This is a genomic window from Streptomyces sp. NPDC026246 (genome assembly GCF_055567995.1).
This window is the reverse complement of sequence record NZ_JBVHPJ010000005.1, coordinates 176,842-200,036: the sequence shown is the minus strand read 5'-3', so window position 1 is coordinate 200,036 and position 23,195 is coordinate 176,842. Positions and strand designations below refer to the sequence as shown.

The following is a 23,195-nucleotide window of genomic DNA, read 5'->3' as shown; positions in this document are numbered from 1 at the left end:
CGGCGGCAGTTCGCGCCGGCAGCGGCAGGAAACCGGCGACGAGCCGCCGGACAGCTGCCCCGCCGACTGCCCGCCGCGGCTGCCTGCGCTGCCTAGCGTGGGAGCACGTCAGCCGGCGGCACACCCCGAACCCTCGCCTGGAGGCCCCGCGATGCCCTCGACCGTCCCCACCGCCTCCGCCGTCCTGGACGGCGGCCCGGCGCCCCGCACGGCGTCCCGCGTCCTGGACCGGATCGCCGGTCAGGACGCCGAGCGGATCGCCCTCGTGCACGGCGAACGGCGCATGACGTACGGGCAGTTGGCCCTCGCCGTGGCGTTCCGCGCCGACGAGCTGGCCGACCGCGGTGCGGGCCCGGGCCGGCTGGTCGCCGTGCACAGGCCGCGCGGTGTCGACGCCATCGTGGGCCTCCTCGCCGCCCTGCGCACCGGCGCGGCCTATCTGCCGCTGGACCCCGCGGCCCCCGCCGCCCGCACCGCTGCCGTCCTCGCCGACTGCACGGGCACGGCCCTGACCTCCGTCGACGGGGAACACGTCCTGCCGGGGCCCGGCGTGGACACCGACGCCGCATACGTCATCTACACCTCGGGCTCCACCGGCACCCCGAACGGCGTGGTCGTCGGGCAGGACGCGCTCGCCGCCTTCACCGCCGCGGCCACCGACGTCTACGGCATCACCGCGGACGACGTCGTCCTGCAGTTCGCCCCGCTGCACTTCGACGCCAGTGTGGAGGAGGTCTTCCTCACCCTGTGCGCGGGCGCCACCCTCGTCCTGCGCGACGAGGACATGCTGGACGTCCCCGGACTGCTGGCCGGCTGCGCCGCACACGGTGTCACCGTGCTGGACCTGCCCACCGCCTACTGGCACGAACTGGCGCACACCCTGGCCGCCGGGCTCGCCGAACTGCCCCCCGCGCTGCGCACCGTGGTCATCGGCGGTGAGGCGGCGCTGCCGGAGCGGGTCGCCCAGTGGTGCGCGTCCGTGGACCCCGAGCAGGTACGGCTGCTGAACACCTACGGCCCCACCGAGACGACCGTCGTCGCCACCGTCGCCGACCTGTCCCGGTACACCGGTGGGCCGGTGCCGATCGGGACGCCGCTGCCCGGTGTGCGGGCCGCCGTGGTCGACGGTGAACTGTGGCTGCTGGGGGGACAGCTGGCCCTGGGCTACCTCGGCCGGCCCGAGCTGACGGAGCGCCGCTTCGCCCGGCTCGGCACGGAACGCGCCTACCGCACCGGCGATCTCGTACGCATCCGGGACGACGGCCGACTCGGTTTCGAGGGCCGCGCCGACGACGAGGTGAAGATCAACGGCCACCGGGTGGACCCCGCCTCCGTCGAGTCGGTGCTCTCGGGCCACGCAGGGGTGCGCGAGGCCGCCGTGGTCGCCACCGAAGCCCCCGGCGGCGGCAAGCGCCTCACCGCCTTCGTGGTCACGGAGGACGGCGTGAGCCCGTCCGCGCTGCGCGAGCACACCCGGCAGGCGCTGCCCCCGGCCGCCGTACCCACGACGTTCACCCCGGTCCGGTCACTGCCCCGCACCTCCTCCGGGAAGATCGACCGCAGGGAACTGCGCGCCCGCGCCGCCCGCGTAGCCGCCCCGGCCCCCGTCACGGCACCGGACCCGGCCTTCGACGTGTTCGCCGGGGAACCGCTGCCGGCCGAGGACCGGGTGCCGCTGTCGTACGCCCAGCGGCGGCTGTGGTTCCTCGCCGGTCTCGAGGGCCCCTCCACCACCTACCACCTCCCGGTCGTGCTGCGGCTCGACGAGGATCCCGACCCCGCCGCCCTGACCGCCGCCCTCGGTGACCTGGTGGAACGCCACGAGGTGCTGCGGACGGTGTACCCGGCCGTCGACGGCGAGCCCTACCAGCACGTCCTCGACGAGCCGCCGGTCCCGCTCCACCAGCACACCTGCGCGGCCGACGACGTGGCTGCCGAGGTGGCCCGCTTCACCTCCGCGACCTTCGATCTGGCATCCCAACTGCCATTGCGCGCGGCGCTGTTGCGCACCGAGGCCACGGCGGACGGCGAGCCGGGGGCGACGCTCGTCCTGCTCACCCACCACATCGCCACCGACGGCTGGTCCGTGGGCCCCCTGCTGCACGACCTGGGCACCGCCTACGCGGCGCGCCGCGCCGGTGCGGCGCCCGACTGGGAGCCGCTGCCGGTGCAGTACGCCGACTACACGCTGTGGCAGCGGGACCTGCTCGCGGACCCGGCTCCGCTGCTCGCACACTGGCGTGCCGCGCTGGACGGCATGCCGACCGTCCTCGACCTGCCCGCGGACCGCCCCCGCCCCGCCGAGCCCACCGGCGCCGGCGCCACCCTCACCGCCCGCCTCGGCGCGGACGCGCTACAGCGGCTCACCGCGCTCGGCGACGAGCACGGGGCCAGCCTGCTCATGGTGCTGCAGCCCGCGCTCGCACTGGCCCTGGCGGCCGCGGGAGCGGGGGAGGACATCGCCGTCGGCACCCCCGTCGCCGGCCGGGGCGACGAGGCCCTGGACGACCTGGTGGGCTTCTTCGTCAACACCCTGGTGCTGCGCACCGACGTGTCCGGACCCGCCTCGTACGCCGAACTGGTGGAGCGCGCCAGGGACGCGGACCTCACCGCCTACGCGCACCAGGACCTCCCCTTCGATCTGCTGGTGGAGCACCTGGCGCCGGAGCGGTCCCTCGCGGTGAACCCGTTCTTCCAGGTGATGCTCACCGCCGAGACCGACGACGGCTCCGGCTCCGGCACGAGGGGCCCGCTCGCCGGGCGCTTCACCGAACCCGGCCTGGAGGCCGCCAAGTTCGACCTCAGCGCTTCCTGTGTCGCCCGGCCCGCGGACGGCTCCCTCACCGTGTGGTGGCAGTACGCGGCCGATCTCTTCGAACCGGACACCGCCCGCCTGCTGCTGGACCTCTTCGTGCGCGCCCTGGAGCGGGCCGGCGCCGATCCGCACGCTCCCGTCAGCGCACGGGAGTTGCTCACCCCCGAGGAGGCGGCCCGTGTCACCGGCCTGCGGGACCGGCTCCGGCAGGCCCGGCGCGAGCAGCGGGAGACCGCACGAGCCGGGGCCGCCACCGGGCAGCCGCACGTGGAGAAGGTGCTGCGCACCCTGTTCGCCGAGGTGATCGGCCGCCCGGAGCTCGGCCCGGACGACAACTTCTTCTCGGTGGGCGGGCATTCGATGTACGGGGTGCGCCTGGTCAACCGCATACGGGCCACCCTGGGGCTGGAGGCCCGGATCAGGGACCTCTTCCTCGCCCCCACGCCCCGCGAGCTCGCGGCCCGTCTCGCCGGGCAGGCCATCCCGTCCGGCAGGTCCGGACCGGCACCCGTCCCCGCCCGGCTCCGGCCCGAGCGGGTGCCACTGTCGTACGCGCAGCGGCGGCTGTGGTTCGTGGACCAGCTGGAGGGCCCGAGCCGCTCCTACACCATCCCCTTCGCGCTGCGGCTGGACCGGCCGCTCGACCCCGAAGTCCTCGCCGACGCGCTGGCCGACGTGGCCGGTCGGCACGAGGTGCTGCGCACGGTCTACCCCGCGGTGGACGGGGAGCCGTACCAGCGGGTGCTGACGGGCGCCGCGGCCCGCCCGGTGCTCGACGTGGTGGACTGCCCCGCCGGCGCCGCACTGGCCGCAGCCGTCGACGAGGCGGCCGGTCACGTCTTCGACCTGGCCGTCGACCCGCCCCTGCGCGCCACCCTTCTCACCGAGGAAGGCGCCGGGCAGATCCTGGTGCTGCTCGTGCACCACATCGCCGCCGACGGCTGGTCCACCGGTCCGCTGCTGCACGACCTGGCCGCCGCCTACGCGGCGCGCAGCGCGGGCTCCGCCCCCGACTGGGAGCCGCTGCCGGTGCAGTACACGGACTACACGCTGTGGGAACGCGACGCCCTCCGGGACGAGGCGGCCGAGGCGCACGTCGCCTTCTGGCGCGAGACCCTCGCGGGCGCCCCCGACGTGCTCGAACCCACCCCGGCCCGGACCCGCCCGGCCGAGGCGTCGAAGCGGGGCGCGGCGGTCCCGCTCGCCCTGGACGCGGACGTGCACGCACGCCTGGAGCGGCTCGCCCTGGGCCACGGGGCCACCCTGTTCATGGTCGTGCAGGCGGCGCTCGCCGCGCTGCTGACCAGGCACGGCGCCGGCACCGACCTGCCGCTGGGCACGGTGGTCGCCGGACGCGACGACGAGGCCCTCGACGACCTGGTGGGGTTCTTCGTCAACACCCTCGTGCTGCGCTGCGACACCTCCGGCGACCCGCGGTTCGAGGAGCTGCTGGACCGGGTGCGCGCCACCGACCTGGCGGCCTTCGCCCACCAGGAGCTGCCCTTCGACCTGGTGGTGGAGCGGCTCAACCCGCCCCGGTCGACCGGCCGGCACCCGCTGGTGCAGACGATCGTGCAGGTGGAGCCCGCCGAGGCGGGTCCGGGGGAGGGCAGCGCGCTGGCCGGCACCCCGCTGGCCACCGAGTCGGGCCACACCAAGTTCGACCTGACCCTGTCCCTGCGGGAGACCCGTACGGCCGACGGCCGGGCCGCCGGTCTGGGCGGAGTCCTGGAGTACGCCACGGACCTGTACGACGCGGCGACGGCCGCCGTGCTGGCCGCCCACCTGGAGCGCATCCTGCGGGCCGTGGCGCACGACCCCGCGCAGCGGATCACCGATCTCGTGCTGCTGTCGGCCGAGGAGGAGTTCCGCCTGCTGACGTCGTACAACGACACGGCCGCCCCGACCGCCGGATGCGGGCTGGTGCACGAGCGGTTCACCGCCCAGGCCCGGCGCACCCCCGACCGGATCGCCCTGTCCCACGGCGAGGAGCGGGTCACCTACGCCGAGTTGGACGCCCGCGCCACCGCGCTGGCGCACACCCTGCTCGCCGCCGGGGTGCGCCGCGATGCGGCCGTCGCCGTGCTCATGGACCGGACGCCCCTGCTGCCGGTGGCGCTGCTGGCGGTCCTCAAGTGCGGTGCCGCCTACGTGCCGATGGACCCCCGGCTGCCCGAGGCCCGGGTGCGCACGATGACGCAGGACACCGGCGCGAGGGTGCTCCTCACCCAGCGGGCACACCTGGACTCGCCCTCCGTGACCGCCGAGGAGGCGGCCGGGCTGCGGGTGCTGGCGGTGGACGCGCCCGGCGCCTTCGACCCGTCCGCCACCGGGGACCCGGGTGTGACGGTCGGCGAGGACGCCCTCACGTACGTGATGTTCACGTCCGGCTCCACCGGCCGGCCCAAGGGCGTCGGGGTGACCCACCGCAACGTGGTGGAGCTGGCGACCGACCGCTGCTGGAACCGCCACCACCACCGGCGCATGCTCGTGCACTCGGCCATCGGCTTCGACGCGTCCACCTACGAGTTGTGGGTACCGCTGCTGAGCGGCGGGGAGTTGGTGTTCTGCCCGGGCGACGGCACGGACCTCGCCGAGATCGACCACACCGTGCGCACCCACCGCGTCACCGCCGCCTACTTCACCATGGGCCTGTTCCACATCATGGCCGACGAGGGCCTGGACACCCTCAAACTGCTCGACGAGGTGTGGACCGGCGGCGACGTCGCCTCCCCCCAGGCGCTCCAACGGGTCCTGACCCACTGCCCGGACACCGTCCTGGTGCACAGCTACGGACCCACCGAGACCACCTTCGCCTCCCACCACCAGCACTTCCCCGTCACCGAACGCGCCCTGCGCGGCGTGTACCTGGGCGCGGCACTCGACAACACCCGGGTCTACGTCCTGGACGAGCGGCTGCGCCCGGTGCCCATGGGTGTGGCGGGCGAGATGTACATCGCCGGCACCCAGGTGGCACGCGGCTACGTCGGCCGCCCGGCGCTGACCGCCGAACGTTTCGTCGCCGACCCGTTCGGCGCGGACGGCGGTCGGATGTACCGCACCGGAGACCTGGTGTGCTGGACCGCCGACGGCGAACTGCGCTTCCTCGGCCGGGCCGACGGCCAGATCAAACTCCGCGGCTTCCGGATCGAGCCCGGCGAGATCGAGGCCACCCTGGCCCGCCACCCCGGCGTCGGGCAGGCCGCTGTGGTGGTCCTCGACGACGGCCCCGGCGGCAAGCGCCTGGTCGCCTACGCCGTGCCGCGCACCGGGTACGAACTCACCGGCCCGGATCTGCTGCGCTGGGCGGCGGACCAACTCCCCGAGCACATGGTGCCCTCGGCGGCGGTGCTGCTCGACGCGATCCCGCTGACGGTCAACGGCAAGCCCGACCGCACGGCACTGCCCGCCCCCGCACCGGCGGTCCGGACCGCCGGCCGCGCGCCGCGCACCCCGCGCGAGGAACTGCTGTGCGGCCTGTTCGCCGAGGTGCTCGGCGCCGACAGCGTCGGCATCGACGACAACTTCTTCACCCTGGGCGGCCACTCCCTGCTCGGCGTGCGTCTGATCAGCCGGATGCGGGCGGTCCTCGGCCTCGAACTGGGCGTGCGGGACCTGTTCCGCACCCCGACCGTGGCAGGGCTGCTGGCCGACGAACCGAACGGCTTCGACCCCATGGGCGTCCTGCTGCCCCTGCAGACCAAGGGCAGCAGGCCCCCGCTGTTCTGTCTCCACCCCGGCACCGGCGTCGGCTGGACCTACGCCGGGCTCACCCGCCACCTGGGCCCCGACCAGCCGCTGTACGCGGTGCAGGCGCGCGCCCTGGCGGAGCTGGGCCACTCGCCCCGGTCGGTCGAGGAGATGGTCGACGACTACCTGCCGCTGATCCGCGAGGTCCAGCCGCACGGCCCCTACCGGTTCCTCGGGTGGTCCTTCGGCGGCACCGTCGCCCACGCGCTGGCGGCGCGGCTCGCCGACCTGGGGGAGCGGTGCGACCTGCTCGCGATGATGGACGTGCACCTGCTGCCCACCGAGCCCCGGCGCCGCCACATGACGCCGGCGCAGAAGCGGGACATGCTCGTCGGCGACGCCTCGGACGAGCCCGAGGACGCCCCTTTCGACGTCGAGGCGCTCATCGGCCTGGTCCGGCTGAAGGACCCGGTGCTCGGTGCCTTCTCCGACGACGAGATCCGCTCGGTGATCGGCGCCTCCATCAACCACGCCGAAATCATGAACCTTTATGCCCCGCGCCCGGTGAAAACCGACCTGGTCTTCCTCGGCGCACTCGAAGAGGGAGAAACGGAGAACACTCTCGCGCAGAACTGGATCCCCTATATCGACGGTCCCGTGGAAAACCATCTGATCGGGGTTCCCCACACCAGAATGGGAGAACCCGAACCGCTCGCCCTGATCGGCCGCATCCTTTCCGAGAAACTGAGGAGCCTGTCATGACCAACCCCTTCGACGACCCCGAGGGCACCTTCCACGTCGTGGTCAACGCCGAGGGGCAGCACGCCCTGTGGCCCGTCTTCGCGGACATCCCCGCAGGCTGGGACGCGGTGTGGGGTCCCGGATCGCGGGCCGCCGCCCTGGAGTACGTGGAGAAGAACTGGACCGACATCCGCCCGCTCAGCCTCGTCGCGCAGTATTCCTGACGTCCGCATCGCTGGAAGACCACCGGCCGCGCCCCGTGAAGTCACGGGGCGCGGCCGTTTTCGTTTCCGTGTCGCCGGCCGCCCCTTTTCCGCGACTGACGCGAAACCCGTTCTTCCCGTGATCCTGCCGCCGCAACTGCCTCTCCGGAAAGCTCGGTTCTCCTATATTTCTGAGCATGCGACGACGGAATGTGAACACCCTGCTGACCGGCACGGCCTCGGATTCCCACACCTGGAACCTCGTCTATCTCCAGCTGCTCCTGGAGGAGTGCGGGCACCGGGTGCGCAACCTCGGCCCGTGCGTCGGCGGCGAACTGCTGGCCGGGGTCTGCGCGGCCGAGCGGCCCGACCTGGTGGTCATCAGCAGCGTGAACGGGCACGGGTACCGCGACGGGCTGACCGCCCTGCGGGCCCTGCGCGCAGCCGGCCCGCACCCGCCCGTCGTCATCGGCGGCAAGCTCGGCGTCGCCGGCCGCGCCGACCCCGAGCAGCGCGCCAGGCTGCTGCGCGCCGGCTGCGCGGCCGTCTTCGACGACGGCGACACCGCCGCCCTGCGGACGTGGCTGGACGAGACCTTCACCGGGCGGGCCGCCGCGTGAACACCATCGCGACGCTGCCCGCCCCGCACCCGGCCGGCACGGCGGGCGCGGGCGACCGGCAGGCCGAACCCCCCGCCGGCGGGGGGTTCGACGCACGGGAGCGGACCGCGTCCTTCGGGGAGTACGTCGCCGCCGCGGCCGCCGCAGGCCGTCTCGTCGTCCAGCCCCGCATGGGCTTCAGCGACCCGCGGCGGATGCGCGAGGGCCTGCGGCGCACCCACTCCGCCGTCGCCACCACCGTCGGCACCCTCACCATCGACAGCTACACACGCACCGGCGACCTCGCCGCCGCCCGGGCCGCGCTCGCCGAGGGCACCCCGCTCAACGGCTACCCCATCGCCACCCACCCCGCGGACCGCACCCGCGACCTGCTGAACTCCCTCCGCGCCCCCGGCTTCCCCGTCCAGGTACGGCACGGCTCCTCCCGGCCCGAACCCATCATCCGGGCGCTCACCGCGGCCGGTCTGGACGCCACCGAAGGCGGCCCCGTCTCCTACTGCCTGCCCTACGGCCGCACCCCGCTCGCCGAGTCCGTGGACAACTGGGCCCGTTCGTGCGAGCTGCTGGCCGCCCTGGTCCCCGACCGTCGCACCGCCCACGTCGAGAGCTTCGGCGGCTGCATGCTCGGACAGTTGTGCCCGCCCGGACTGCTCGTCGCGCTCAGCCTCCTCGAAGGGCTCTTCTTCGTCCGCCACGGCATCCGCAGCATCTCCCTGAGCTACGCGCAGCAGACCGACCAGGCGCAGGACGCGGAGGCGGTCCGCGCGCTGCGCCGCCTCGCCGAGGAGTTCCTGCCCGCCGACGTGGACCGGCACGTCGTCCTCTACGCCTACATGGGCGTCTTCCCCCGCACCGAGCGCGGGGCGACCCGGCTCCTGGAGGACGCCGCACACCTCGCCGTCCGGTCCGGTGCCGCACGGCTGATCGTCAAGACGGCCGCCGAGGCGCACCGCATCCCGACCGTGGGGGAGAACGTACGGGCGCTGGAGACCGCGGCGGCCGCGGCCGCCCTGGCCGAACGGGACGGTACCGGCGCCCCGGCGGACGGCGCCGTCTACCGGGAGGCGCGGGCCTTCGTGGAGGCCGTCCTGGAGCTCTCCGACGACCCGGGACGCGCGCTGCGCACCGCGTTCGCACGGGGGGTGCTCGACGTCCCCTACTGCCTGCACCCGGACAACGCGGGCCGCAGCCGCAGCTTCCTCGCCCCCGACGGGACGCTGCGCTGGTCCGCCGTGGGACGGATGCCCGCCGTGCCCTACGCCGCGCCCGGCGCACCCGGCCCCATGACCTCCACCGGCCTGCTGCGGGCCCTGCACACGCTGGCCGACCGCTACGACCGCCCCGGCCCATCACCCACGCGCGCGACGCCCGCGCCCCCCGGCACGCCGGCCCGCCCCGCCACGCCCACACATCGAACCCCACCCCCTTCACGACCAGGAGACGACATGGACGCCACCATCCCGCCCGCGCTGGGCGAGCACCTGGCCTCACCGCGACTGCGCTCGGCGATGCTCGTCCAGCAGGAAGCCCTGTACGCCGCCCGCGCGTTCCTGCGCGGCGAGGGCTTCGTCGAGCTGCTGCCGCCGCTGGTGGGCCCGGTCACCGACCCCGGCGGGCGGGGCGCCAAGGCACTCGACGTCGACTACTACGGACAGCCCTACAAGCTGATGACCAGCGCCATCCTCTACAAGCAGGCCTCCCTGAAGGGCTTCCCGCGCCTGTTCTACGTCGCACCCAACGTGCGCGTGGAACCCCCGGAGACCGCCGGCACCGGCCGCCACCTCGTGGAGTTCCACCAGATCGACGTGGAACTGGCCGACGGCACCCGCAAGGACGCCCAGGACATCGCCGCCGGACTGCTCACCCACGTCGTCGAACACGTGTGGACGGCCGTCCCCGACGTGCTGCGCGAACTGGGCCGCGACGAACTCGACTTCGCGGAACTGCGGTCGGGCAAGTTCGACACCCGCACCCATGACGAGGCCGTCGCCCGGCTCGTCGCCGCAGGCCACCCGCAGAGCCCCGACGCCGAGATCGACTGGACGGGCGAGCGGCTGCTGTCCCTGGAGGCCGACCGCCCTTTCTTCGTCGACGACTACCCCAAGGGCTCACGCGGCTTCTACGACCGCGAGGACCCCGAACGCCCGGGCGTGCTGCGCAACTTCGACCTGCTCGCCCACGGCGGATACGGCGAACTGGCCAGCGGCAGCGAACGCGAGTCCGACTACGCGACGATCGTGACGCGGATGCGCGAGAGCGGCGAGAACCCCGCCAAGTACGCCTGGTACCTGCAGCTGGCCCGCGAGGGCATCCGCCCCAGCGCCGGCTTCGGCATGGGACTGCAGCGACTGGTCCGCTTCCTGACCGGGCTGGACTCCCTGTGGCAGGTCAGCGCCTACCCGAAGCTGCCGGGGGTGATCGCGCCGTGAACGCCCTGCACGCGACGGGGTTCCCGGAGCGCCGCATACGGGCGAGGGCCCGGGCCGGCAGCGCGGACGTCTTCCCGGCGGCCGAGCAGTACGGCGGCGCCCTCTTCGGGGCCACGGCCGCCGAACCTCCCGACGGCCTCGACCGACTGCGCGTCGCGCCACCGGTGTTCATGCCCCGGCGGCTGGAGAAGCTGATCGACCTCGGCCGGGAACCCTCCCACGAGGACGTCGACCTGTCCGGCCGCACCGGCGGGTTCGCCACCCGGCTGCCGCTGTACCTCTCCGCGTTCGGCTCCACCCGGGCCGGCAGCGGCGACCTCGCCCTGGCGGCGACCCGGCAGGCCGCGCGCCTCGGCATCCCCATGGTGATCGGCGAGAACATGGTGCCGGTGCACGGCTACCGGCGCGGCGGCGACGCCGGCCGGGTGCGCTCGGCCCTGCTGGAACGCATCGCCGTCTACGCGGAGACCGTGGCCGACGGCGTCGGCGGGGTGGTGGTGCAGCAGTCCACCGAGGACGCCGACTCGGAGGTGTGGAACCTCCTGTACAGCGACCCCGGCACCCGGGCCCTGCGCGACTCCGGCCGGCTGGGCTTCGAGCTGAAGGCAGGCCAGGGCGCCAAGCCGGGCCTCGGCGGCATGACCGTGGTCGACACCGCCGAAGGCGAGCGGCTGGCCGGGCAGTTCACGGTCCAGGACGTGCTGGGCGATCCCGCCCGGCGACTGCGCTGCGCCACCCCCGGCACCTTCACCGAGGAGATCGTCCGCCAGCAACTGCGGTTCATGCGGAACAACTTCCCCCTCGCCCGCACCTGGGTGAAGTTCCACCCCGGCCGCGACGTGGCCCTGGCCGCCGCCACCGCCTGGGCGGCCGGTGCCGACGCCGTCACCGTGGACGGCGCGGAGGGCGGCACCGGCTGGGCGCCCCGCGTCTTCCTCGACGAGGTCGGCCTGCCGCTCGCCGAGTGCCTGCGGCGCATCGGCCCGCCCGCCGGGGACCTGCTGGCCACCGGCAGGATCTGGGAGGGCGGCCGGGCCGTGCGCGCCCTCGCCCTGGGCGCCCGTGCCGTCGGTCTGGGCCGGGCGGCACTGCTCGCCGTGGACGAGGACCCGGACGACGGCCTGGTCCGCCTCGTCGACGCCCTGGCACTGGAACTGCGCCTGCTGATCAGCGCGCTGGGCAAGTACCGGGTCGGCGACCTGGCGCCGGAGGACCTGTGGGACCCGGCCGCGGGTCCGGTCGCGGAACCGGACCGAGCGCCTGCCGTGACGGCCGGGGACCAGCCGTGAGCCGGTCCGCGCGCGACGCCTCACCGGGACCGGCCCGGGGGCGGCGGCGACCCGGCGACCGTCCCGGCTCGGGCCGGGGACCGGTGCGACCCCGCAGGGGGCCGGCCCGCGGCCGGTCCGGCCCGGCCGCGGCGGACCGTCCCCGCTCCGCTCGCGGGCTGGTCCGGGCCCGGTTCCGGCTCACCGGCACCGACGGGACGCCCGGCGTCAGCGTCCGGCCCGGCCCCGGCGCCGGAACCGCCGGCACGGCCGCCACCCGTGCCCTGCGCGAAGCCGGGCTCGCCCACCTCGGGGGGCACCTGGAACTGCGCACGTACGGCCGCGCCCCCCGGGCCGCCGAAACGGACCGTGCCGCCCACCGAGCCGTACGCCACGCCCTGGCCGCCCACCGCCCCTGACCCCGGCCCCGCCCCTGACCCCGTGTCCGCCTTGACCCCGGCCCCGCCCGGCCACCGGCTCCGGCCTCACCCTTCTCCCTCCCTCCCTCCCTCCCGAAGAACAGGTACCTCCATGGACACCACCGCACAGCACCCGGTCCCCTGGGGCCGGGTCGGTTCCCTCGTCGGCGGTCAAGCCGCCGTCCAGCTCGGCAGTTTCGCCCTGCTCATCGCCATGAACTGGACGGCCGTCCAGCTCGGGGGCACCGGTGCCGTCACCCTGCTGATGCTCGCCGCGACCGTGCCGCGCGCCCTCATGCTCATCTTCGGCGGTGCCGTCGCCGACACCCTCGGCCCGCGCTTCGTGCTGCTGCGCACCACCACGGCCCGCGTGGCCCTGCTGGCGGCCGGCGCCGTGATCACGGCCACCACCGAGTCCCTCTGGCCCCTGGTGGTGATCGCCCTGATCGAGGGCGTCCTGCTGGGTCTGGCCGGACCCGCCTCCGGCGTCCTGCTGCCCATGCTGGCGCGCGGCGACCAGCTGGCCCGCGCCAACTCGCTGTACGCCATGGTGCTGAGGGTGGCACCCATCCTCGGCGCCCCCACCGGCGCGTTCCTCATCTCCGTGGGAGAACTGTGGCTGGCGCTGGCCGCCGGTGCGGTCACGGGCGCGATCTGGCTGGGCTGCCTGCTGCACGTCACCCACGGCTTCCGCCGGCCCGAGCCGGAACCCGGCGCCTCCCTGATCAAGCGCTCCGGTGACGGCTTCCGGCTGCTGGCGGGCCACCCCCGCCTGCGCTGGATGTTCCTCGCCTCCCTGTCCCTGGACATGGCCTTCAGCTGGCCCGCGGAGGTCGCCCTGCCGCTGCTGGTGTCCGAACGGGGCTGGGGCGTCGGTGCCGTCGGCGTGGTGCTCGCCGCCTTCAGCGTCGGCGCACTCGGGTCCAGCGCGCTGGGCGCCGTGCTGGCCCACCGCATCCCGATGTACGTCCGCCTGGTCGTCACCGGGGCGGGTCTGGCCGCGGGCATCCTGGTCATGGCACTGATGCCGTCGGTCGTGTCGCTCACCGCCGTCGCCGCCGCCGTCGGCCTGCTGTCCGGCCTCAACGGCCCCGCCATCGTGACCCTTTACCAGGAGGCGGCCCCCGAGGAGCGGATGGGTGCCGCGATGTCCACGCTAGCGCTCGCCGGCATCGGCACCGCCCCGATCTCCATCGCCGTCTTCAGCAGCCTGTCGCTCGTACTGGGCGTGCAGGCCACGTGGCTGCTGTGCGGCACGATCGCCTTCGTCTCCCCGCTGGCCGCCGTCCTCGCCCTGCGCCACCCGGCCCGCGTCGAGGAAGCCGAGCAGAAGGCCGCCGAAACTCCCGTGCCGGCCGCCGCCTGAAGGAGGGCCATGACCGTCCTGACCGTTCCCCGTCTGCTGCTGCCCCGGCGGCTGACCGGCTCCGCCCCCGACCCCGGCGGTGGGCCGGACGGCACACCCCGCCCGTCCCCGGGCCCGGAGGTGTGGCTGGTGGACACCAGCGAGTACCGCACACACGCCGAGCGTGGGGCACCGGCCGTCCTGGACGGCCAGGAACTCGCGCGAGCCGCCGAGTTCGTCCAGACCGCCGACCGCGACTCCTACGTCTGCGCGCACGTGGCGCTGCGCCGCCTCCTCGGCCTCTACCTCGACATCGCGCCGGGCGAGGTCGTCATCGAGCGGGCGCCGTGCCTGCACTGCGACGAACCCCACGGCAGACCCGTCCTGCCCGGCGACACCCTGCACTTCTCGCTCTCGCACTGCACCGGCCTGAGCCTCCTGGCGTTCGCCACCGCCCCGGTCGGGGTGGACGTGGAGGAACTGGTGGCGCCGGCGACGATCCTGGAGACCGCCGACGTCCTGCATCCACGGGAGGCGGCGGAACTCTCCCGCCTCCCCGCAACGGAGCGGCCGGCGGCCTTCACCCGGGTGTGGACCCGCAAGGAGGCCTATCTGAAAGGGCTGGGTGTGGGCCTGTCCGCCGACCCTTCGGCGGACTACGTCGGCTCAGGGCCCCGGCCGGCCCCCGTGCCCGGCTGGTCCCTGGCGGACGTCACGGTCCCGGTGGGCCACTGCGCGGCGGTGGCCCTGCGCACACCCTGACCGTCGCGCACGGCCGCACTTCGGTGCCGGGTCCCTGCGACCCGGCACCGCTCCGCCCTCGTTCCGCTCGTTCCCCGCCCCTGGTCAGCGACCCGTGGTCACGGGCCGGCTCCGATTCGCACTGCTGTGCGCGGCCTCCGTATGATCGCGGCGCGAGACGGTGCCGCAGGGGCCGCGTCACTCGCCCGGACCTCGGAGAAGCCCATGCGCCGCCCTCTCGTGCTCGTCGCCGCCGCCGTGCTGTTGTGCGCCGGATGTGCGACGGCCGACGCCGAGGACCACGCAGCGCCTGCGTCGTCACCGGCCTCCCACGCCGCGTCCGACGGCCGCTCCGCCGTACGAGAGGCCGTCGCGCGTCTCCGTGAGACCAGCGCCGCGGTCCGCCAGGAGGTCAGGCTGGAGGGCGAGGGCCAGGTGTACGACCTCACCGTCACGGGCGGCTTCGACTTCGCGGCCGACAAGGGCCACTTGGCGGTCGACTTCCCCGGCGGCGCCATCGACCACAGCGACCAGGTCTTCGCCGGCGGGCAGATCTACCTCAGCGGCGCCGCGGGCATGGGGGAGGACACCTGGGGGGTCCTGCCCCGCGCCAAGGCCGAGGCCCACTACCTGCTGCGAGCCCCGCTCAACGACCCCGAGCACGTCCTGCGGCAGATCGCCGCCATGCGCGACATCTCCCGGGAGGGCGAGGAGAAGGTCCGGGGCGTGCGCACCGTGCACTACCGCGGGATCCTCGACCACCGGACCGTCACCCTGCGCATGGCCGCGAAGGTGCGCACGAAGATGGACCAGGTGCGGGACTCCCTGGGCAGTGACATCCCCGTCTTCGCCGACGTGTGGGTCGACGGCCGCGGACGGCCGGCGAGGACCCGGATGAGCGTCAACCTGTCCGGCGCGCAGGTCCAGCAGACCATGACCCTGTCGGACATCGGCGAGCCGATCCGCGTGAAGGTCCCGCCGGCCGCGGACACGGTCCCCGTCTCCGAGGTCGGCGGCGTCCTGAACGGCTGAGCCCACCGGCCCCCCCGTCCGGTGGGGCCGGAGGTCCGGGTCGCAGAAAAGCCGTTGCACCCTCCATCACCGCCGAACACACTGACGGACATGCGACAGCGCTCCGCCACATCACGCATCACCGTACGGCCGGCCACGGTCGAGGACGCCGCCGGGATATGCGAACTGATCAACAAGATCGACGTCATCGAGACCGGTGAACCGGGAACCGAAGTGGCCGAGGTCGTCCGCGACATGACGCTGTCGGGCACCCGGCCCGAGACCGACACCTGGCTCGCCTTCGACGAGGGCGGGACGTTGGTCGGCTACGCGCTGGTCTGCGACAGCCACGGGACCGGACACATCGACGCCGATCACTACGTGCTGCCGGAACACCAGGAGGCGGGGGCCGCCCTCCTCGACCTGATGGGTTCCCGCGCTGCGGCCGTCGCGCGCGCCAACGGCCGGACCGAAGCGGTGTGCCACCTCTACCTCAGGGACCCCTCGACCCTCGACCCCACCCTGCTGCGGGCAAGGGGCTGGGAGCGGGTGCGCCGGTACAACGTGCTCAGCAAACCCGTCGCCGCGGACACCGACACCCCGCCGGCCGCGCCTCCGGGAGTGTCCGTGCGCACCTGCACGTCCGAAGCGGACCTGCGGCTCGCTCACGACCTCGTCGAGAAGGCCTTCGTCGACCACTTCGGCCATCACCCCGTGGGCTTCGAGCGGTGGCGCGAGGCACTGGCCACGCCCACCACCGAGGCCGATCCGTCGCTGGTGTGGCTCGCGGACGTGGCGGGGAGCGGCACGGTGGGCACCCTCGCCGCCCACGACAACCGCCTGACGATGGGCTGGGTCCGGCAACTCGCAGTTCTCGAGGACGCGCGCGGCCGTGGAGTCGGCGCGCACCTCCTGCGCACCGCGTTCGCCGCGTTCGCCGCACGCGGCAGGGACACGGTGGGCCTCGGGGTGGACACCGAGAACACCACAGGGGCCCTCGCGCTCTACGAGCACCTGGGCATGCGGCCCGACGAGGCCATCGACACATGGCAGCTGCGCACCAGTACCGCGCCGTGACCACCGCTCATCCCGCGAAGGGCCCGCTCAGTGCCGCCCAGTGCAGGATGAGGATGGTCTTGCCGTCGACGATGCGTCCGTCCCGGGTCATCGCGAGGGCCTCGGTGAACGGGAGTTCGAGGACCTCGATGTCCTCGCCGTCCTCCTCCAGCCCGCCACCGCTGCCGTTCCGGTCGGCGGGCCTGTACGGAGCGGTGAAGAAGTGCAGGCGTTCGGTGACGGAACCCGGGCTCATGTAGGCGTCCAGGACGTGGGTGACGGGGCCGAGGGTGACGCCGAGTTCCTCGGCGCTCTCGCGTCGGATCGCCGTGTGCGGGTCGTCCCCGCCGAGCAGCCCTGCCGCAGCCTCGACGAGCATGCCGTCGGGGTGGTCGTTCACGTAGGCCGGGTACCGGAACTGGCGGGTGAGCAGCACGCATCCGCGTTCCATGTCGTAGGGCAGGACGACGGCGCCGTTGCCCCGGTCGTAGGTCTCGCGCTGCTGCCTCTCCCACCGTCCGTCACGCCGGCGGTAGTCGAAGGTGGTGCGGCGCAGCACGTGCCAGCCCTGGGACGTGAGTTCGACGTCGCGGACCACGACGCCGGGGTTGCGGTCGAGGCCGCGTCCGGCCCGGTCGAGGTGGGTGCGTCCGCGGTGGTCGGGTGTGTCGATGCCTGGGCGGCTCGTCACGCGGCCTCCTGCGGCGTGCGGTGGGGTATCTCGGCCGCGTCGTGATAGACGGGCAGGCCGCGGCGCCGGGCGGTGGCGACGTCCTGGTCGGCTCCGGTGGATTCGCCGGGCAGGCGCAACACCGCGTCGCAGTGGGCCAGGAGGCGGTCGGCGGTCGGGTAGAGCACCTGGTCGGCGAGAGGGTCGGTGGGACCCGCGTCGGCGGACCGGAGGACGGGCAACGCGATCCATTCACCGATCACCGGAAGGTGGCCGGCCGCGAAGACGGGCCAGGCCGCGGCTTCGAGCCGCGCCAGATTGGCGGCCATGGCCTGTGGGTCGCCGTCGGTGCCGGAGCGGTAGGGGCCCGCGATCAGGATGAGCATCGGCTTGTCGGTCATGGCCGCTAGACTACACGCAAAAACAGGCAACATTCGGAAGGAACGTGCATGCTGGCCGCTGAACGACGCGAGCACCTACTCGGTCTCCTCGCCCGCACCGGAAAGATCGTCGCCAAGGACGTCGCCGCCGAGCTGGGGATCTCCGAGGACAGCGTGCGGCGCGACCTGAGGGAACTCGCGGCCGAGGGGCTGTGCCAGCGGGTGTACGGCGGCGCCCTGCCCGCGTCTCCGGCGGTGGTGGACTACGACGCGCGGCAGACGGTGGCGCCGGAGGGCAAGCGGAAGGTCGCCGCGGTCGCCGCCGGCCTGGTGCGGCCGCACGGCTCGCTGATCCTCGACGGGGGCACCACGGCCCTCGCCGTCGCCGAAGCGCTGCCGAGGGACCTCGTCTGCACCGTGATCACGCACAGTCCGACGATCGCCGCGGCCCTCCTCGACCATCCCGGTGCGGAGCTCTTCCTGCTGGGCGGGCGCGTCTTCAAGCATTCGGCGGTCACCTGCGGTGCCGCCGCGGTCGAGGCCGCGCAGAACGTCTCCGCCGACCTCTGTCTGCTCGGTGTCACCGGCGTCCACCCCGAGGCGGGCCTGACCACCGGGGACGCCGAGGAAGCGGCGATGAAGCGCGCCCTGTCCGCCCGGGCCGCCGACACCTATGTCCTGGCGTCCTCCGAGAAGATCGGCACAGCCTCGCCGTACCGCGTCCTGCCCTGGGAGAAGGTCACCGCACTGATCACCGACGCGTCCCCCGGGGACACGGTCGTCGAGCAGCTGACGGAGCTCGGGGTGCGGATCCTGACGGCGGGCTGAAGCGCGGAAGGCCCCGGGCTGCCCACAACCGTCGAAGCCGGTCCTGACACATGTCAGGACCGGCGCGATCGGCAACTCGCCTCATCTTGCCGTGACTTCGCGGAATTCCCGGGGCTGGGGCGGCGCGGGCCCCAGGCTCCCGCCCCCCTCGGGGCAGGAGAAGAACCCCTACCTGTACGCCGAAGGCGACCCGCTCAACCGCATCGACCCGAGCGGCACGTACTGGGTCGTCGACACCGTCGGCAAGCTCCTCGACATCAAGTCGGTCGCCGAAGCGGGCATGGCCTTCCAAGCGGGCAACGGCAGGAAACTGTGGGGCATCGCGGCCGGTGCCGCGGTCGGTGCGGCGGCCGAGGCGTCGTGCACCGCGCTCGCCGGGGCGGCGGGGCTGGCGACCGGTGGGATCGGATTCGTGGTCGCGGCAGGGTGCCTCGTACTCGGCGACAGACTGGGCGACCACGCTGAGGACAGCATCTCGGGCTGACAGAACGAAACCACGCGTCGTGCCGGTGGTGCTCACCCTGCACCACCGGCACCGGCACCGGCACCGGTATCGGCACAGGTGAGGCGGGGGGTGCGTCCGTTTGCCGCATCCGAGGGGCGACGGGCCGCCGGCCCCGTTTCACGGCACAGGTGCCGAGGAACCCCGCCTGCATGGGTGACTACAACGACACGATCACGGTCACGGTCGCACCGGACCGGCTCTTCGCCTACCTGGCCGACGTGCAGAACCTGCCCGCCTACCTGCCGCGCCTGACCTCCGCGCGGCCGCACGGCGGCGACCAGGTCACCGTCACGGCCCACATCGACCCGCCGGACGCCCCCGAGCAGGACGTCACCAGCGAGGCGTGGATCCACGTCATCGAGGACGGGAAGACGCTCGAGTGGGGCGCCCCCGGCGAGCACGACTACCACGGCCGGCTGCAGATCGACCCGGGTGACGACGCCGCGACGTCGCGGCTGACCGTCCAGCTGCACACCGACAGCACCGAGGGCGCCCAGGTCGATCACGGCCTGGAGGAGGCCCTGCGCGGCATCAAGAGCGCTGCCGAGGCCGCCGACCGCTGACCCGGCCGGCCCTTGGGCCCACGCCCCCGGCGGCACGGCACGTCACGGGCCACGACACCCTTCAGCGCGTCAGGTGGAGGGTGCCGTGCGCCACTCGCCGGCCGCGGGTCCGCTGCCGGCGTTCCAGTCCAGGCGCAGGATGGCGAGGTCGTCGGTGTGCCGGTCGGCGTTGAGCGTGCGGGTCCTGCCGATGAGCTGGTCGAGGTGGCTGCCCGCATCGGACGTGCGCAGCTCGTCCATGATGCGCAGCAGACCGTCGACCCCGAGCCGGGCACCGGCGACGTCGGTGAAACCCTCGATGAGCCCGTCGGTGTAGGCGATGAGGGCACCCTGTGCGGGCAGGGTCAGGGTCGTGGCGGGCCATTTGCCCAGGCCGGGGGCGATGCCGAGGGCCATCCCGTGGGCGGCCTCGATCTCCGTCGTACCGTCGGGCGTGATCAGCAGGGGCGCGTGGTGACCGGCGAGATGCAGGGTGAGCCGGGCCGCGTCGGCGTCCAGGGTGATCAGGGTGCACGTGGTGAACAGATTGCTGTTGGCGCGCTCGGCGATGTGGATCTGCTCCAGCAGGTGGAGCAGCCCTTGGTCCCGGTGGCCGCCGAGAGTCAGTGAGCGCCAGGCGATGCGCAGGCAGACACCGAGGGCCGCCGCATCGGGACCGTGGCCGCTGACGTCACCGATGACGGCGTGCACCTGTCCGTCGTCGGTCTGGACGACGTCCAGGAAGTCACCGCCCAGCAGCGCCTGCGCCCGCCCGGGGTAGTAGCGGCTCGCCGCGGTGACGGCGGTCGACGTCAGAAGGGGTTCGGGCAGCAGGCCGCGCTCCAGGCGCGCGTTCTCCTCGGCCCTGAGCCGGCCGATCTGGAGGGCCGCGTTGGCGCGTTCCGCCTGCTTTCGCTGGACGGCGTAGCGGACGGCACGCTGCATCAGATCGGGCTCGACCTTGCCCTTGACCAGGTAGTCCTGCGCGCCCGCGGCGAGGGCGTCGACTCCGGCGCGCGGTTCGTCGAGGCCGGTCAGGACGATGATGGCGGCCTCGGCCTCCTCCTGGATCGCCTGGACCGTCTGCACCCCGGAGGCGTCCGGGAGGTGGAGGTCGAGCAGCACGCAGTCCACGGGACGGGCCGCGAGTGCAGCACGCGCCTCGGCGGCGGTGCGGCAGCGGGCGAGGGTGTGCGGCAGGTCGGTGTCGTAGAGGAGTTCCTCCACCAGGAGGGCGTCGCCGTCGTCGTCCTCGACCAGGAGGATGCGGAACGCCTCGGCATGCCGTGCGGACGGGGTGGTCACGGCTGCGCCTCTCTCTCCGCATCGGTGTCGGTCCCGGCGCCGGCCGTGGTCACGGGGAGGGTGAAGACCACGCGGGTGCCCGAGGTGTACTCCGGGTCGATGGTGATGGCGCCACCGTGGAACTCCACGACCTTCTTGCACATGGCCAGGCCGATGCCGGTACCCGGGTAGGCGTCCTTGGTGTGCAGGCGCTGGAACAGGACGAAGACCTTCTCGCGGAACTCCGGTGCGATGCCGATGCCGTTGTCGCTGACGGCGAACCGCCAGTCGGCACCGTCCTTCGTGGCGGCGACGTGGATCCGCGGCGGCTGTCCCGGGCTGCGGAACTTGATCGCGTTGGAGAGCAGGTTCTGCCAGAGCATGCCCATCTGGCTCGCGTCACCGACGACGGTGGGCAGGGGGTCGTGAGTGATCTCGGCGCCGGTCTCCTCGATGGCCACCCCGAGGTCGTTCAGGGTCCCGTCCATCACCGCCTCGAGGTCGACCTTCTGGTGGTCGTTGAGGACCCGGCCCACCCGCGAGAAGGCCAGGAGGTCGTTGATGAGGCTCTGCATCCGGTTGGCGCCGTCGACGGCGAAGGCGATGTACTGGTCGGCCTTCGCGTCCAGCTGGCCGCCGTAGCGCCGCTGCAGCAGCTGGGTGAAGCTGGACACCTTGCGCAAGGGTTCCTGCAGGTCGTGGGAGGCGACGTAGGCGAACTGCTCCAACTCCGTGTTGGACCGCTTCAGGTCCTCGGCCTGCTCGTCGAGCAGACGGCGGGAGTCCTCACTGAACTGCAGCTCCTCCACCAGACGCCGGCGCATCGACTCCACGTCCGCGGCGAGCTGACGCAGGTCGGAGGGGCCGGTCACGCTCAGGGTGCGGTCGAAGCGGCCGCGTGCGACGTCGCGGGCCGAGGCGCTGAGCAGGGTGAGCGGTCCGGTGACGCCGCGGCGCAGGCCCTCGAAGATGAGTGCCGCCACCAACAGGATCACCAGGGCGATGACCGCGAACATCCAGTTCCGCAAGGTCTCGGCCTGCCGCAACTCGCGGTTCGTCGCGGCCCTCTCGGCCTGGAGGCGGGTCTGCTGGCCGTTCATCGTCCGGCGCAGCGAGTCGAACGTGGTCCGGCCCTCCTCGGCCCGCGAGGTGGCGAGCCGTACCGCGCTCTCGGGGGACGCCGCCGAGACAGGACGGGCTATGCGCTCCTGCCAGCGGCGGGCCAGCTTCTCGACCTCGGCCAGGTCCGCGCGGGCGCGCGCGTCGTCCTCGACCAGCGGCCGCAGACGGCGCAGCGCCGCGTCCTGCTCGGCCTTGCCCTGCTGGTACGGCGACAGGAAGTCCGAGCGGCCGGACAGGCCGTACCCCCGGATGCCGGTCTCCTGGTTGACCAGGGCCGCCTCCAGCCGCATCGCCTCGATGAGGGCGGGGGAGCGCCGGTCGACGAGCTCGTCGGTCAGTTGTGAGGTGCGCCACATCGCCCAGCCGCCCAGCGACCCGAGCACGGCCAGCACGACGAGCGTCGAGGTGACCCCCGCACGCAGCCAACGCCGCGTGGTCCAGCCCGAAAACGCACCCTCGGTCACGGACTGTTCGCTGTTCATGGCGGTTTGTTGCTCCCCCTCGGCGGGCCGCGAGCACGGCCTGGGACACGGCACGCCCACTGTACCGGCCCCGACAACACACGTTGTCTCGGGAGAGATCAACGCCTTAAGGTGGCTCCATGCCTGCTCCACCACCCTTGCCCGATCCGCCCGGCGGTGAGACGGCTGCGCTGGTGAGCGCGGTGGTGGAGGACATCACCCGGCGCCTCGCCCAGTACGGCCTCCACCCATCGGGGGACTCGGCCGAGGCTGCCGACGACGCCCGGCGACGCGCGCTCGCGCGCCTCAGGGTGATCGCGGGCGTCAAGGAGGCCGTGCGCCTGCTCGAGGACCAGGCGGCCCAGGCCGCCGCCGCGAGCGGAGCCGGCTATCCGGAGATCGGCCAGGCCGTGAGCATGAGCCGTCAGGGAGCCCGGCGACGCTGGCCCGGGCTCATCACCGGCACCACCCACCTTTCCACCACCCCTTCCACTCCTCGGAGTCTGTGACCCATGGCCGCTGCCGCCGCTACCCGCCCCCACGACGTGCTGCTGGTCGAGGACGACGTCGCCGACGCGATGCTCATCCAGGACGCCCTGTCCGAGCGCGGCACCCGCAACATCACCCAGGTCTCCGACGGCATCGCGGCCCTGGACTACCTGCGCGACCCCGGCAACGAGCGCCCCGACCTCATCGTGCTCGACCTCAACATGCCGCGCATGAACGGCCGCGAGTTCCTCGCGGTGGTCAAGGAGGACGCCGAGCTGCGCACCATCCCGGTGGTCGTGCTCACCACCTCGGCCGCGCCCGACGACGTCACCGGCGCGTACCACCAGCACGCCAACGCCTACGTCACCAAGCCGGTCAACCTGGAGGAGTTCGAGGCGGCGGTCCGCAGCATCGACGCCTTCTACCTCGACATCGCCGTGAAGCCGCCGAAGCAGTGACGACGACCGGACCGCACCTGCGGCAGTCGCTGCCGCCGGCAGGGATCGCGCGGGGCGCGAGGGGGGAGCAAGAGGCAACGTAATGGGTCCAGATGTTGGGTGACGGCATAGCTGCGCG

19 protein-coding genes are annotated in these 23,195 nt (G+C 73.5%); 15 read left to right on the top strand and 4 right to left on the bottom strand.

From position 1 onward, the window contains the following. Positions 1-151 precede the first annotated feature (151 nt). The 10 genes from ACZ4M5_RS15375 to ACZ4M5_RS15330 all read left to right on the top strand — a co-directional run bounded on the left by ACZ4M5_RS15375 (position 152) and on the right by ACZ4M5_RS15330 (position 16,359). Positions 152-7,267 carry an amino acid adenylation domain-containing protein gene (locus tag ACZ4M5_RS15375; protein WP_467736868.1) on the top strand — a complete coding sequence of 2,372 codons (7,116 nt, stop codon included), beginning with the start codon at positions 152-154 and terminating at the stop codon, positions 7,265-7,267. Then, a complete protein-coding gene (locus ACZ4M5_RS15370; protein WP_467736864.1) occupies positions 7,264-7,470 on the top strand; it encodes an MbtH family protein in 207 nt (68 codons plus the stop codon). The genes ACZ4M5_RS15375 and ACZ4M5_RS15370 overlap by 4 nt, the downstream gene beginning before the upstream one ends. 176 nt (positions 7,471-7,646) lie before the next feature. Next, on the top strand, positions 7,647-8,069 hold the full coding sequence (locus tag ACZ4M5_RS15365; RefSeq protein WP_467736862.1) for a cobalamin B12-binding domain-containing protein: 423 nt from the start codon (positions 7,647-7,649) through the stop codon (positions 8,067-8,069). Further along, positions 8,066-10,498, top strand: coding sequence for an amino acid--tRNA ligase-related protein (locus ACZ4M5_RS15360; RefSeq protein WP_467736860.1), 2,433 nt, complete (start codon positions 8,066-8,068; stop codon positions 10,496-10,498). Before ACZ4M5_RS15365 ends, ACZ4M5_RS15360 begins: the two co-directional genes overlap by 4 nt. Beyond that, a complete protein-coding gene (locus tag ACZ4M5_RS15355) occupies positions 10,495-11,787 on the top strand; it encodes a glutamate synthase-related protein (RefSeq protein WP_467736858.1) in 1,293 nt (430 codons plus the stop codon). Before ACZ4M5_RS15360 ends, ACZ4M5_RS15355 begins: the two co-directional genes overlap by 4 nt. 83 nt (positions 11,788-11,870) lie before the next feature. Next, positions 11,871-12,185 (top strand): hypothetical protein, encoded by a 315-nt coding sequence (locus ACZ4M5_RS15350; protein WP_467736856.1) that lies wholly within the window; start codon positions 11,871-11,873, stop codon positions 12,183-12,185. Between the two features lie 112 nt (positions 12,186-12,297). Beyond that, positions 12,298-13,551, top strand: coding sequence for an MFS transporter (locus tag ACZ4M5_RS15345; RefSeq protein WP_467736854.1), 1,254 nt, complete (start codon positions 12,298-12,300; stop codon positions 13,549-13,551). 9 nt (positions 13,552-13,560) lie between these two features. Next, positions 13,561-14,292, top strand: a complete 732-nt coding sequence (locus ACZ4M5_RS15340) for a 4'-phosphopantetheinyl transferase family protein (RefSeq protein WP_467736852.1) — start codon at positions 13,561-13,563, stop codon at positions 14,290-14,292. Between the two features lie 204 nt (positions 14,293-14,496). Beyond that, on the top strand, positions 14,497-15,303 hold the full coding sequence (locus tag ACZ4M5_RS15335; RefSeq protein WP_467736850.1) for an SCO4651 family lipoprotein: 807 nt from the start codon (positions 14,497-14,499) through the stop codon (positions 15,301-15,303). Positions 15,304-15,393: 90 nt separating this feature from the next. Further along, the gene (locus ACZ4M5_RS15330; RefSeq protein WP_467736848.1) at positions 15,394-16,359 is read left to right on the top strand and encodes a GNAT family N-acetyltransferase; all 966 of its coding nucleotides are present in this window, start codon (positions 15,394-15,396) and stop codon (positions 16,357-16,359) included. A gap of 7 nt (positions 16,360-16,366) precedes the next feature. Here ACZ4M5_RS15330 and ACZ4M5_RS15325 read toward each other — a convergent pair whose 3' ends face one another. Next, complete coding sequence (locus tag ACZ4M5_RS15325; protein WP_467736846.1) at positions 16,367-17,029, bottom strand: NUDIX domain-containing protein; 663 nt, start codon at positions 17,027-17,029, stop codon at positions 16,367-16,369. Next, on the bottom strand, positions 17,026-17,409 hold the full coding sequence (locus ACZ4M5_RS15320; RefSeq protein ID WP_467736844.1) for a DUF4406 domain-containing protein: 384 nt from the start codon (positions 17,407-17,409) through the stop codon (positions 17,026-17,028). The genes ACZ4M5_RS15325 and ACZ4M5_RS15320 overlap by 4 nt, the downstream gene beginning before the upstream one ends. Before the next feature lie 48 nt (positions 17,410-17,457). On the opposite strand from ACZ4M5_RS15320, the gene ACZ4M5_RS15315 reads away from it, so the two are divergent. From ACZ4M5_RS15315 to ACZ4M5_RS15305, 3 genes are all read left to right on the top strand, one after another. Next, a complete protein-coding gene (locus tag ACZ4M5_RS15315; protein ID WP_467736842.1) occupies positions 17,458-18,216 on the top strand; it encodes a DeoR/GlpR family DNA-binding transcription regulator in 759 nt (252 codons plus the stop codon). Between the two features lie 91 nt (positions 18,217-18,307). Then, positions 18,308-18,700, top strand: a complete 393-nt coding sequence (locus ACZ4M5_RS15310) for a hypothetical protein (protein ID WP_467736840.1) — start codon at positions 18,308-18,310, stop codon at positions 18,698-18,700. Positions 18,701-18,870: 170 nt separating this feature from the next. After that, a complete protein-coding gene (locus ACZ4M5_RS15305) occupies positions 18,871-19,284 on the top strand; it encodes an SRPBCC family protein (protein WP_467736838.1) in 414 nt (137 codons plus the stop codon). A 69-nt stretch (positions 19,285-19,353) separates the two neighbouring features. Here the strand turns inward: ACZ4M5_RS15305 and ACZ4M5_RS15300 are convergent, their stop codons facing one another. Both ACZ4M5_RS15300 and ACZ4M5_RS15295 read right to left on the bottom strand, forming a co-directional pair. Continuing rightward, positions 19,354-20,568 (bottom strand): PP2C family protein-serine/threonine phosphatase, encoded by a 1,215-nt coding sequence (locus ACZ4M5_RS15300; protein ID WP_467736836.1) that lies wholly within the window; start codon positions 20,566-20,568, stop codon positions 19,354-19,356. Next, positions 20,565-22,151 carry a sensor histidine kinase gene (locus ACZ4M5_RS15295; RefSeq protein ID WP_467736834.1) on the bottom strand — a complete coding sequence of 529 codons (1,587 nt, stop codon included), beginning with the start codon at positions 22,149-22,151 and terminating at the stop codon, positions 20,565-20,567. Before ACZ4M5_RS15295 ends, ACZ4M5_RS15300 begins: the two co-directional genes overlap by 4 nt. Positions 22,152-22,270: 119 nt before the next feature. Between ACZ4M5_RS15295 and ACZ4M5_RS15290 the strand changes: the two genes are divergently transcribed. Then, positions 22,271-22,639, top strand: coding sequence for a hypothetical protein (locus ACZ4M5_RS15290; RefSeq protein ID WP_467736832.1), 369 nt, complete (start codon positions 22,271-22,273; stop codon positions 22,637-22,639). Between the two features lie 3 nt (positions 22,640-22,642). After that, on the top strand, positions 22,643-23,077 hold the full coding sequence (locus tag ACZ4M5_RS15285; protein ID WP_398107953.1) for a response regulator: 435 nt from the start codon (positions 22,643-22,645) through the stop codon (positions 23,075-23,077). Positions 23,078-23,195 lie beyond the last annotated feature (118 nt).